Here is a 12,742-nt window from a genome sequence, read left to right on the forward strand (position 1 = left end):
AATAAGCTTCAAATAAATACACTAAAAGTATTTTTAATAAAGTAAGGAAGAAAAAGGATGAAAACTAAGACTGAACTAGGGTTATAGTATTTATTGAATTTTCTCCAATTTAATCTCCCTTTTACATATATATAATTTTTTTCGCTATAAAACCCTTGCCATTACTCACTTTTATAAAATAAATTCCATCAAGAAGACCTTCTCGAGGTACAATCAACTTGGTGGTAGGAGTAAATTTAATTTGTTTTATTTTAACTCCAAACATATCATACAACTCAAATAGGAATTCATTCGTTTCGCTTGTATCCATTTCAACTGTTATTGAACCACTTGCAGGATTTGGGGAAATTGTAAGTGCTGACAATTCTTGCTCCACCTCGTCAACAATTGTAAGGCATTGAGCATTATAAGCTATTCCTGGAGAACCACCAATACATCCCGCAAACCAATTGGATGATAAATCCAGATTAATTAGTGGATCCTTCAACTCTAATGTTCTTCCCATTCCATCAGCTTCCTTAGGCCAAGGAGGTGAATCGAGATACGTAACTGAGATTACTGGTTTATAATCGTAATTTAATAAGCTTATCTGTTCGCTGCTGTTGGCTAAATTAAAAGGAAGCTGTTCTTTAACAACTGCCACGAAAGGATGTTGGCTAACAAATTTTTGAGTATCACAACTAAAAACAATATGGCCATTAACAGGCACAATTGTTCCAAAGGGAATTTGATATAAATTTGAATTATTTCCATTTTTTAAATACCAACCAGTAATGTTTAGGGCAATGTCTCCATAATTGTTTACTTCCAGCCAATCTCCTGCATCATTTGCTGAAGATGAATGGTAATTTATTTCACTGAAAGTAATTTTAGGCTCAGCAGCTAAACCTGTAAAATAAGCAGTAAATGTATCATCCGCACCTATATTTACAGTAAAGGCTTCATTAAAAACAGGATTGGAAACACTTTGGTTAATTCCCCATTTTTCAAAAGTAAAACCGGGGTTTGGAATAGCTGTTATTGTTACAGGCACTCCATTGTAATAAACGCCCTTCCAGGGAAGGCTGTCAGGAATAATCGTACTTATCTTGATTCTCCCCGAATTTGGAGGAGAAGTAGTTAAAGTAATATTTACCTGTCCTTTTAAACTAAATTCATCATTTAAATGTTTTCTTGCATAGGGCATTCTTCTTTTATGCCAATTCACCATTTTATCTACTGAATAGTGCCACCACGCATAATCCTTCCCCCATTTATCCTGGTGTCTTTCCATAGAGGAAGCTATGGAATCTCGCATATCGTATGCAACTTTTTTTATATTTTCTAATTGAAAAGCAGTATTCATTAAATCAGCATATCTGTTAACAAAATAGTTTCTAAATTCAGTATTTTGACTTAAATACCTAAAGATATCTGAATGAACATTAGGCTCCATGGGATTTCTAACCATTGCCAAATTATTTACCCTATCAGTTGGTTTATCATATAACCCCGATCCCATATCTAAATCCCAAAACATATATTTCCATTTAGAATCCGGCTTTTTTTCCCTGTATAATCTAATATTATTGGCTGGGGCAGTATTGTCAATCCAATCACGGTTTGAATAGTATATTCCTGCAATAAAATAATCTGTAAAGTTTTCCAAATCCAGTGTTTGATTGGCTAATTTATAAAAATCCGATTTTTGATGACTGATGGATGAAATGTAATCATGCATAACATAAAATTCATCAACAGAACCTGCTTGAGCCCTAACAAAATCTCCTTTATGATACAGCAGATCTACCTGGTCCTCGGGAATTCCGTAATTCTTTAATAGATGTTGTGTGTTTTGTTGTTCTCTAATTTCATATTGTCCCCAATATTCTCCATTTAAAAATACTATGGCTGGTTCATATCCCATTCTATCTACAGGTGAGTCCTTTAAAACTCTTTGCATAAAAGCATCCCTAATTCTACAATAACTATAATCTCCACCACCATTGCGTAAATTAAACCTTTTGTAGGATTTTATATGAGGTTTCTCAGGAATTAAGGGATATTCAAGCCATGATGTTCCATATTCTTTTCGAGTAAGGATCCTGAAACTCTTTTGAGCTTGTATTTTTGAATAATTCCCCTGAATTTTTATTCCCGCTGATAATTCAAATTGCTTGACTTTTTGTTTATCAAAATATTCTATATAACATTGTTTTTCCCAATCCTGTTCGTAGTTGGTATAAATCCCTATATTATCATCAAATAAATCATCTGGAGCCATAGTAATTGAAAATACTGGCAAATCAAAACTACTATCATTAATAAAGTAAGTTCGTTTTACTACGCTACTCGGGAGCCTGTTGCCACTGCTATAACAAATAGCGGATACAACTGTAGTCTTATCTGCACTTATAGGCAATGAATAGGTAGTCGAGGAATTAGAAGGAACATTTCCATCTAATCTATATTTAATTATTCCAGTCTGAGAAGGTGTATATAACTCTACTGTTTGACTAGATGGGTAAAACCCTGCATTTATTGAAAATACTGGAGCTGGCTCATAACCATCATAACAAGAAGAATTGTTATTGCTAGCAGCCGGAGTAGGAGTATTAAACAAACAAATTTGTGTTGCTCCATCTGGTTTTCTTCCAAAAGAATGATTGTATTGCAGCTGCCCTATTTCAAAAAAATCAATAATATTTCCATCATCATCACTTAAAATTATTTTTTCTCCTGTTGATTTAAGTTTAAAATTGGTATGGAGATATTGTCCGGATTTGATGTCCATTCCAGATGCAAAAACAACTAGATAAGAAAGTGGTTGTATAGTAATTTCAGGGAAAGTCCATTTATCAAGTTTCTTTGTATTATCGGTAACTGAATGGCCTCGTAAATTATATGGCTGGGTTGAGGAATTATATAATTCAATCCAATCATAACTTTCATCGCTTTTGTCAATTAAAATGCAACCATTTGCATTGGAAATTTCATTTATTACTATTTGGCTGTACGAAGAATTCGTTAAAAATAAATTTAAAAATAAAGCGAAGAAAAGGAGTTTTTTCATTAAATATGTTTTTTTACTGTTTTTAATCCAAAATTTATTGTTTTCAAATCTCTTTATAGATCAAGAAACGATCTACACATACTGTCTTTTCCTCTACCATTATATTAAGAAGTAATTTGGAGCTAAATATGACTTAGGATAACATTGTTTTGATTTTCCTGACTTAAACTTTCATTATTGATAGATAATTTTTTTTGTTGTGAATCCTTTACTATTACCTACTTTAATAATATATATTCCAGCTGCAAGTCCATCTCGATCTACAATTATTCTTTTATTATTAGAAAATAGTACTTGTTTGATTTTTACTCCAAATAAATCATACATTTCAAAATGTAAGTCTTGGCTATCATTTGATAGAAATTCAACGGTAATGGAACCCGTTGCCGGATTAGGAGCAATTTTTAAAGGTGTGGATTGAGCCACTTCATCAACAGCTGTAATACAGGCCGAATTGTATGCTATTCCCGGAGACCCTCCAATACAACCTGCAAACCAATTGGAGGCCAAATTAAGATCGGATGAGGGTTCTTTTAACTCCAATGTTCTGCCTAACCCATTCGCTTCTCTGGGCCAAGGAAAGTCATAACTATACGAAACTGATAAACATATACTGTGATCGTATTTAGACAGTGTGATTAAATCACCGCTGCTTTTAAAATCAAAAGGTAGCTGACCAATAAAATTTTTTACGTAAGGGAAATTCGCTACAAATTTTTTAGTATCACAACTAAAAACAATGTAACCATTTGAAGGTATCATAGTTCCAAATGGAATTTCAAATTTTCTGGAACTGTTTTTATCCTTTATGTACCAACCCGACAGATTTACTGAAACAGTACCAAAATTATGTAATTCTATCCAATCCCCAGCGTCAGTGTTTGGATTGGAGTTGTAATTTACTTCACTCCATGTTAGTTTTGGTTCAACCGCTGAACCTGTAAAATGAGCTATAAATGTATCATCTGTACTTATATTTAGTGTTATTGACTCATTAATATCGGGATTTGCAATATTTCCATTGATGCCCCAATTCTCAAAAGTAAAACCAGGATTGGGAATTGCTGTTAGGGTTACTGGTACACCATTATAATAAACACCTTTCCAGGGAAGACTATCTGGAATAATAGTACTTATCCTTATTCTTCCTGCATTAGGAGGGAAAGTTTCTAAGCTTACCATTACTTGTGAAGGAAGGTTAAACTGACTTTGAACAAAGCCCCTTTGAAGATCGAGTCTTTTAAAATGCCAGTTTACCATTTGATCAACATCCTTTAACCATTTTTCGTAATTTCCTGGCCATTTCACTTTATGCCGGGGCATTGATGTTCGAATTGAATCACGCATTGCATAAGCAGTTTCTTTTATATTTTTATATTGAAAAACTGTATTCATTAGATCTGCATACCTATTTATAAAATAAATGTTGAATTGACTGTTTTTAAGTAATTTGCCTAAAATATCGGAATGTTGGTTTGGGTCGTTTGGGCTTATAACAGCAGGTAAATTGTTAATAGTTGGAGCATAACCATATAGTCCTGATGCTTGATCAATATCCCAAAAAACATAGCGCCATTTTCCATCTGGATTTGTTTGTCTCCATAGTTTGATATTATTACTAACAGTAGTATGGTCAATCCAATCATTATTAGAATAATAGGTTTGGGCAATAAAATAATCTGCGAAATTTTCAAGATCAAGCATTTGTTCCACTTTAGGATAGAATGTTGAACTTTGAGGATCTGAAGTATTTATGAAATTGTGCATTGAATTGAATCCATCCAATGTTCCTGAAAGCGCTCTTAAATAACCTTTATGAGTAAGTAAGTCCAAATGATCCTCAGGTACTCCAAAATTATTTTCTATATATTTTGCATCCTGCTGTTCTCTTATCTCATATTCTCCCCAATACTCCCCATTCAAAAAAACCAAAGCTGGTTCGTAACCCATTATGTCAACATGGCAATCTTTCATAATTCTTTGCATAAATGCATCTCTAAAACGAGTGTAACTATAATCCTGACCTCCATTGCGCAGGTTAAAAGACTTAAAAACACCTATCACAGACTTTTCAGGTATCAAGGGGTAATTTAGTACTGTTGTTCCATATTCAGACTTACATTTAATCCTAAGACTTTTTTGGCCTTCTCCCCTTGAGTAACCACCATGAATAGATACTCCTGCATTCATTTCAAATTGTTTAACTTTTTGTTTATCAAAATATTCAACATGACATAATTTTTCCCAATCTTTCCAAAAATTTGCACCTTTATAAGGATATGTTGTTGATGCACCTGGTCCCATTGCATATATTCCTGTGTTATAATCCCATAAGTCAGAGGGATCTAAAGTGATGGAAAATATAGGAAGATCACAATTTGTTTCATTAATAAAATACGATCTTTTTATTGTATTACTTGGCAAGCGATTACTACTACTGTAACATTTTGCCGAAACAATTTTTGTTGAATTTATAACTAGGGCCGAAGAATAAATACTTGCTGATCCCGATGGAAATCCTCCATCTAATTCATATCGAATAATTCCTGTGGATGATGGAGTATAGAGTTCAACTATTTGAGAGGCTGAATAAAATCCTGAGTTTAATGAAATAACAGGATCGGGTTCATAACCATCATAACAGGGTGAATTATTGTTGGTTTTCCCTGGACTTGGAATATCAAAAAGACACCATTTTTCTCCTCCATCTGGCTTTCTTCCAACCCCATGGTTGTTTTGAAGTTCTCCTAAACTATAATAATCTATAATATTTTCATTTGCATCACTTAGTATTATTTCTTCCCCGGTTTTTGATAATTTAAAGTTTGAGTGAAGATAATTATTGACTAGTGTATCCTCTCCTGATGCATAAACAATTCTAAAGGAGTAGGGTTCTAAAACAATGTTAGGAAAAAGCCATTTTTTAGGTTTTTTTGGATTGTCAGAAAGTGAATAATTTAATAAATTTACGCTTTGAGAGCCAGAATTAAATATTTCAATCCAATCGTGTGTTTCTTGCTTTTCATCCAAAAGAAGTGAACCATTGGAATTTGAAATTTCATTTATCACAACCTGGCTATAAACCACATTTGTGATAATAAATAAAAACAAAAAAGCTATTGTACAAAACGTTTTTTTCATCTCTTTTTTAAATTTTTTAATACTCTTTATTTCCTTTTTTCATAAATCTTGTTATTATTTCTTATAAAATATATTGCCATTTCTTTAAACTCATTCATTTTCATTGTTCCCTCTTTGCAAATACTTTGATTTTAACCCTCTAACAAATGAATCAACTCCTCTTTAATATCTTTCTTAAATTCTAATGAAGCATTTATTCTACATTTTGAGAAATTACCATTATAAATGATTTTAGTGCTATGTTTAATTCAAATCAAAGGATTAATGAACAAAGTAAACTTCTTTGTTTTTGTCCCATAAATCAAAATATTTACCTTCGCTACCATCATACATTTCATTTGAATTTTTTATTTTTAGTTTTTACATTTGTTTTAGCAGGTATATCCACATTTATTAAAATTTTATTGTAACTTGAATTAAATTATAAACAACTAACATTTTATTATGAATTCATTAGAGGAATCAGTTCTTGAAAAGGTAAATATTTGGATAAATGGAAATTATGACGAAAGTGTAAAAAAGGAACTTCATAATTTATTAAATCAAAAAGCATTTACAACCTTAACCGATGCTTTTTACAAAGATCTTGAATTTGGAACCGGTGGTTTAAGAGGTATTATTGGAACTGGAACTAATCGCATAAATCAATATACCTTAGGAATGGCAACCCAGGGCTTGAGCAATTACCTTAAAAAGATTTATCCTAATGAACAGATTAAAGTTGTAATTGCACACGATAACCGAAACAATGCAGAATATTTTGCTCGAATTACAGCAGAAGTATTTTCTGCCAATGATATTTTTGTTTACTTTTTTGATGCCTTAAGGCCTACTCCTGAATTATCTTTTGCTATAAGGGAATTAGGATGCCATAGTGGAATTATGCTTACTGCTTCACATAATCCTAAAGAATACAGCGGATATAAAGCCTATTGGAAGGATGGCGGCCAACTTATTTATCCCCATGATAATAGGGTAATTGAGGAAGTAACACGAATTAAAAGCGTGGATGAAGTTAAATTCACAGGAAAGGATTCTCTTATACAAACAATTGGAAAAGAAATGGACATGCTTTACATTAAGGCAATTAAAGCATTGTCAATATCACAGGAGGCCATCAAAAGGCAAGAAAATCTAAAAATAGTTTTTTCTCCAATTCACGGCACTGGCGTCAAACTTGTTCCCGATGCACTAAAGGCATTTGGATTTAAGAATGTAATTCTTGTGGAAGAACAATGTGTTGTTGATGGAAACTTCCCTACTGTTATATATCCAAACCCGGAAGAAAAGGAAGCACTTACTATGGCCCTTAATAAAGCAAAAGAAACTGATGCTGACCTTGTAATGGCTACAGATCCGGATGCTGATCGGGTTGGTATTGCCATTAAAAACAATAAAAATGAATTTATTTTATTGAATGGAAATCAAACAGGTTGCTTATTGGTGCAATACATGCTTAATGTCTGGGAAAAAAATGGTAAGCTTAAAGGCAATGAATATATTGTGAAAACTATTGTTACTTCCTATTTGATGGATAAAATTGCCGAGTCAAAAAAAGTAGAATGTTACAATGTACTTACAGGATTTAAATTCATTGGTGAATTGATTAGCGAACTTGAAAATATAAAAACATTTATTGTCGGTGGTGAAGAAAGTTATGGTTATCTTATTGGGGAGCACGCTCGTGACAAAGATGCAGTAATTGCCTGTGCAATGATTGCAGAAATGGCAGCTTATTACAAGGATAATTCAAGCAGTTTATTTGAAGCCCTTCTTGATATGTACAAGGAGTATGGATTTTACCAGGAAAAATTAATTTCAGTAACACTCAAAGGACAAAGTGGGGCTATGGAAATTCAGAAAATGATGGACAGATTTAGAAATAATCCTCCTCTTACTCTAGGGAATTCAAAAGTTGTGGTAATTAAGGATTACGAAAAAAGCTTAGAAACTCAGGTTATTACCAACCAGAAAAAGAGCATTGATTTACCAAAATCAAATGTATTGCAATTAATTACTGAAGATGGAAGCATTGTTTCTGCGCGCCCCTCTGGGACTGAACCAAAAATTAAATTTTATTGTAGCGTAAATACTCCTTTCCCTGACAAAGGGCTTTATACACAAATTTCTGAACAATTAAATAAAAAAATAGACACAATAATTGGGGATTTGAAAATTTGAAATTTCATGGATTACAAAAAAAAAATAACATTAACTTAGGCAAGGTAATTTGAGTTAATATTCAATTTTTTCTGTATTGTTTCTCCAATCAATAAAAGCTTGAATCGCTTCCTCTGCAAGCAATTGTTTGAATTTTAATTTACGGGAATCCATAGGAATGGCCAGTTCATTGTAAATAAAATCATCATCAAAAAGTATTTCAGCTGCATCTTGTTTTGTATTTCCATAATACACTGCCTTAGGTCTTGCCCAATAAATAGCGCCCAGGCACATCGGACAAGGTTCACAACTTGTGTATATATCACAATCCTCCAATTGAAAACTTTCCAGATTTTTACAAGCCTCCCTTATTGCTACCATTTCTGCATGAGCAGTAGGATCATTTGTTGAGGAAACAAGATTTCTCCCCCTGGCAATTATTTTACCATCCTTTACTATTACCGCTCCAAAGGGTCCGCCCTCACCTGATTTTACATTATCAAGAGATAGCTTAATAGCTTCGCGCATAAATTTTTCTTCCGACATAACGTATAAAATTTCATTTGAAAAAGTAATTAATTCATTCTGCTTACCTTCAATAAGTTTAAGAAAAAGCAATAAGTATTATGGCCATAAGGCAAACAACCACCCCGGTTTTATTTAAATTTGATAAATATTCCTTAAAAAAAACAAAGGAAGTAATTGTTGATAATGAAACTATTCCAATATTATTAATTGTGAAAACAACTGAGCTCTCAAGGTTTCCAATTTTTAATGATTCCAGAAAAAAATACAAGGATGTATAATTAAAAAAACCAAGTATTAATCCCCATAATAAATTTTTAATTGAAAAGATTTTGGGAGAAAGAATGATTTTTCCAATAAGGATAAGCCCTCCTGCAATTCCAGCAACGGAAAATACGGTAGGAATAAAATCCAGGGATGCTCCTGTATCCCTTAAATAAAATTTTTCAGTATAATTAATATAAGTGTCAAGTAGCCCACTGCCTATAAAAAGGGCAATAGGCATGTATAAATACTTTTTATCAACACCCTCATTTTTTTCATTTAAATAATTCTTTTCCCTATGAAAAAGATCAAATCCAGAAACTTTTTTTCCCTTATTGCTTTCCACCTCATCCTCTGAATAAGCTCTTTGTTTACTTGTTGCCATTAAAACTCCTAGCAGTGCCAAAACAATACCGGAAATTTTTAAAAAAGTTATGGTATCATCATAAAGAAAAAAAGCAAAAATAACAGGAATAATTACTGACATTTTATTGGCAACCGTAGAAACAGAAATCCCAACCTTTTGGGCAGTTATGGCAATGAGGTAAAATAGGGAAATGAAGGTAATTCCAATTACAACTGCATTTGGAAACCAAATGGATTGTGTTATATGCTCTAAAGATAGTCCTGCACCCATCACCGTAAAACCAAGAACAGCAGCTGTTATATAATTGAAAACAATAACCTGGAAAGTATTGGCATTAAATTTATCAATGAGTTTAAAAATCAACATCATTGCAGTAAATGAAATAATGCTTAATAAAAGATAGGTCATTGTGAATTGATGTTTCTAAAACAATATAAATCATCTGTTTGAATAACATCTTTAGAACATATTTTCATGTTGATTAATTCAGGAGCTTTTATACCCTTTTGGAAATTCAAAGGTGAATAGAATACCCTGGCTTCATCCCATAAACCAGAATTTATAAAAGTTTTCAATAAAACAGCTCCCCCTTCAACAAGCAAGGATTGAATGCCCCTTTGATGAAGTTCAAAACAAACCTCCTTTGGAACATCAATAAAATTCAAAATAAAATACTCCAGATTGTTTTTTGATTCTGTTCTTTCTGCTGTAAAAACAAGTGTGGAAACAGATTGATCAAAAAGATGATTATTTAGAGGCAAGCGCAAACTTTTATCAATAACAATTCGCAATGGATTACTTCCTTTCCAAATCCTTACATTAAGTTTTGGGTTATCATTATTTGCCGTATTCGTTCCTACCATTATGGCCTGCTCCTCGCTTCTCCATTTATGAACCATAACTTGTGAAAAATCAGAACTTATTTTATTTTGGCCTGGATTTCCAGTTATTCTTGTCTTATCAATAAATCCATCTATAGTCTGGGCCCATTTTAATATTATGTAGGGCCGCTTTTTTTCATGAAAAGTAAAAAACCTTTTATTCAACTCCCTTGCCTTTTTTTCAAGTACTCCAACTGAAACTTTACAACCACTATTTCTTAATTTTTCAATTCCCTTTCCTGATACAGCAGAAAATGTATCAATACACCCAATAACAACTTCTGGGATATTATAATGAATAAGCAAATCAGCGCAAGGTGGTGTTTTTCCATAATGTGCGCAAGGTTCAAGATTTATATAAACTATGGATTTTTTTAATATTGATTTATCCTCTACACTGTTTATAGCATTTACTTCTGCGTGCGCTTCCCCAAATTTTCGATGAAAACCCTCACCTATTATTTTACCTTCGAAAACAATTACACAACCAACAAGTGGATTAGGAGCAACTTTTCCTGTTCCATTTTTTGCAAGTTCAATGCATCGTTGCATATATATTTCATGTTGACTTTGAACCATGTTTCAAAAATACATAATTGAAAACATAAATTTGATAATAAACAAATTGTATTGCTTAATTTCGCATATTATTTATATTCTGTGAAAATTCCATCAAATAAGATAAGCGCTGTTATTAAATATTTTAAGGAACAACTTAAGGATTATTATCCGTATGATGAAATCCAATCTTTTATTTGGATTTGTTTTAACCATTATCTTAATTTATCACCTACGGATTTGATAATTAGCCAGGATAAAACCATGAGTGAATCAGAACTTTTGAAATTCAATTTTGCTGTTAAAGACTTGAAAAAGAACAAGCCCATTCAATACATTTTAGGCGAAACTGAGTTTTATGGCTTGAAAATTAATGTTGATCCTTCGGTTCTCATTCCTCGCCAGGAAACAGAAGAACTTGTAGATTGGATTATTAATGACTTTAAACCTACAAAAGAACATCTAAAAATAATTGATATATGTACCGGAAGTGGTTGCATTGCCATTGCTTTAAATAAAAATCTTCCGGGTTCAGATGTAAAAGCAGTTGATATCTCGCGAGAGGCAATTAATACAGCTAAAAAAAATGCTGCTTTAAACAATTCAGAAATATCATTTTTAAATCAGGACGCTTTGTTGGGTATTAAAACCAATGATTATTTTGATATTATTGTTTCAAACCCTCCCTATGTGACTAATTCAGAAAAAAAATTAATGCATAATAATGTCCTGAGTTATGAGCCGCATCTTGCTTTATTTATTGAAGATAATGATCCCTTAAAATTTTATAAGGCAATTGCTAAATGGGCATTAAATCATTTAAACAAAAAAGGAAAGTTATACTTTGAAATAAATGAATTAAAAAGTAGTGAACTTATAAATTTACTTGAGCTACTGGGGTATAAGGAAATTGTGGTAAAAAAAGATTTGAATGAAAAATTCCGGATGATCCGTTGCATGATAAAATAAAATTGATAAATTATTCATTAAAAGCAATAAAAATGCGTTCAAATTCTATATTTATAGTGTTGTTTTGCCTTTTAACCTCTGCAATACAAGTTGTTCATGCCCAATATGAAACAAATTTAATTAGGGAAGCTGGAAATGCAGGTGGTAAATCTGAATTTAATAGAATTTATAAGCAGGAATTGATTTATCCTGAAGCATCTTTAATTGCAGGAATCGGTGGAAAAGTAACCTATGCCTTTATGATAGGAAAAGATGGAACATTGAGCAACTTTCGTTTAATACACACCTTAAACGAAGAATTAGATAATGAGGCACTTCGGCTAATAAGGATTATGCAGTGGGAACCGATAAGTAAATCAGGTGAAAAATGGGATTCACAAATGGAATTTACAATTGTTTTTGATCCTCAAAAATATCCTAAAATTTGTAAAAAAAGAGCTTATGAAAAAATTGAATTTCCATATAGTCCTATTGATACTTCACTTGTTGTTCAGGATAAAATGGAGCAATTTCCAAAATTTAACAACAAAGGAATTAGCATGTCTGAATTTTTTAGGGATAATTTAAAATACCCTAAAGAAGCAGCAATAAAAAATATTCAGGGAACCGTAATAATAAGTTTTGTTGTTGAACAATCAGGAATGATAACTAATATTGCGGTTCAACAGCATGTGGGTGGTGGATGTAGCGAGGAGGCAATCAGGTTAGTTAGTTTAACAAAATGGACTCCTGGAATAAAAGACAATAAGGCTGTTCGGGCAAAAATGAAATTGCCTATCAGTTTTAAATATGAAATCAATGCAAAATAGGGAATCAACGGGAAAG

Annotated in this window: 8 protein-coding genes; 3 read left to right on the top strand and 5 right to left on the bottom strand. The window is 32.2% G+C overall.

Features of this window, described 5'->3' with window-relative positions:
- Positions 1-121 precede the first annotated feature (121 nt).
- Both H0V01_06200 and H0V01_06205 read right to left on the bottom strand, forming a co-directional pair.
- The gene (locus H0V01_06200; protein ID MBA2582964.1) at positions 122-3,052 is read right to left on the bottom strand and encodes a CotH kinase family protein; all 2,931 of its coding nucleotides are present in this window, start codon (positions 3,050-3,052) and stop codon (positions 122-124) included.
- Between the two features lie 174 nt (positions 3,053-3,226).
- A complete protein-coding gene (locus tag H0V01_06205; GenBank protein ID MBA2582965.1) occupies positions 3,227-6,193 on the bottom strand; it encodes a CotH kinase family protein in 2,967 nt (988 codons plus the stop codon).
- 444 nt (positions 6,194-6,637) lie between these two features.
- Between H0V01_06205 and H0V01_06210 the strand changes: the two genes are divergently transcribed.
- Complete coding sequence (locus H0V01_06210) at positions 6,638-8,374, top strand: phospho-sugar mutase (protein ID MBA2582966.1); 1,737 nt, start codon at positions 6,638-6,640, stop codon at positions 8,372-8,374.
- Positions 8,375-8,428: 54 nt separating this feature from the next.
- On the opposite strand, the gene H0V01_06215 is transcribed toward H0V01_06210, so the two are convergent.
- The 3 genes from H0V01_06215 to ribD are packed head-to-tail and all read right to left on the bottom strand — an operon-like array spanning position 8,429 to position 10,969.
- Complete coding sequence (locus H0V01_06215) at positions 8,429-8,899, bottom strand: nucleoside deaminase (protein MBA2582967.1); 471 nt, start codon at positions 8,897-8,899, stop codon at positions 8,429-8,431.
- 58 nt (positions 8,900-8,957) lie between these two features.
- Positions 8,958-9,917 carry an EamA/RhaT family transporter gene (locus tag H0V01_06220; GenBank protein MBA2582968.1) on the bottom strand — a complete coding sequence of 320 codons (960 nt, stop codon included), beginning with the start codon at positions 9,915-9,917 and terminating at the stop codon, positions 8,958-8,960.
- Complete coding sequence (gene ribD / locus H0V01_06225; GenBank protein MBA2582969.1) at positions 9,914-10,969, bottom strand: bifunctional diaminohydroxyphosphoribosylaminopyrimidine deaminase/5-amino-6-(5-phosphoribosylamino)uracil reductase RibD; 1,056 nt, start codon at positions 10,967-10,969, stop codon at positions 9,914-9,916. Before ribD ends, H0V01_06220 begins: the two co-directional genes overlap by 4 nt.
- Positions 10,970-11,050: 81 nt before the next feature.
- Here ribD and prmC point away from each other — a divergent pair, with 81 nt between their 5' ends.
- Both prmC and H0V01_06235 read left to right on the top strand, forming a co-directional pair.
- Positions 11,051-11,917, top strand: coding sequence for a peptide chain release factor N(5)-glutamine methyltransferase (gene prmC, locus H0V01_06230; GenBank protein MBA2582970.1), 867 nt, complete (start codon positions 11,051-11,053; stop codon positions 11,915-11,917).
- 32 nt (positions 11,918-11,949) lie between these two features.
- Positions 11,950-12,726, top strand: a complete 777-nt coding sequence (locus H0V01_06235; GenBank protein MBA2582971.1) for a TonB family protein — start codon at positions 11,950-11,952, stop codon at positions 12,724-12,726.
- Positions 12,727-12,742 lie beyond the last annotated feature (16 nt).

The sequence above is a fragment of the Bacteroidota bacterium genome (assembly GCA_013696965.1).
Lineage (GTDB): Bacteria > Bacteroidota > Bacteroidia > JACCXN01 > JACCXN01 > JACCXN01.

Coding starts and splice junctions, on each gene's coding strand:
- H0V01_06215 (MBA2582967.1), bottom strand. CDS start 8,899: ATGTCGGAAGAAAAATTTATGCGCGAAGCTATTAAGCTATCTCTTGAT.
- H0V01_06205 (MBA2582965.1), bottom strand. CDS start 6,193: ATGAAAAAAACGTTTTGTACAATAGCTTTTTTGTTTTTATTTATTATC.
- H0V01_06200 (MBA2582964.1), bottom strand. CDS start 3,052: ATGAAAAAACTCCTTTTCTTCGCTTTATTTTTAAATTTATTTTTAACG.
- ribD (MBA2582969.1), bottom strand. CDS start 10,969: ATGGTTCAAAGTCAACATGAAATATATATGCAACGATGCATTGAACTT.
- H0V01_06220 (MBA2582968.1), bottom strand. CDS start 9,917: ATGACCTATCTTTTATTAAGCATTATTTCATTTACTGCAATGATGTTG.
- H0V01_06210 (MBA2582966.1), top strand. CDS start 6,638: ATGAATTCATTAGAGGAATCAGTTCTTGAAAAGGTAAATATTTGGATA.
- H0V01_06235 (MBA2582971.1), top strand. CDS start 11,950: ATGCGTTCAAATTCTATATTTATAGTGTTGTTTTGCCTTTTAACCTCT.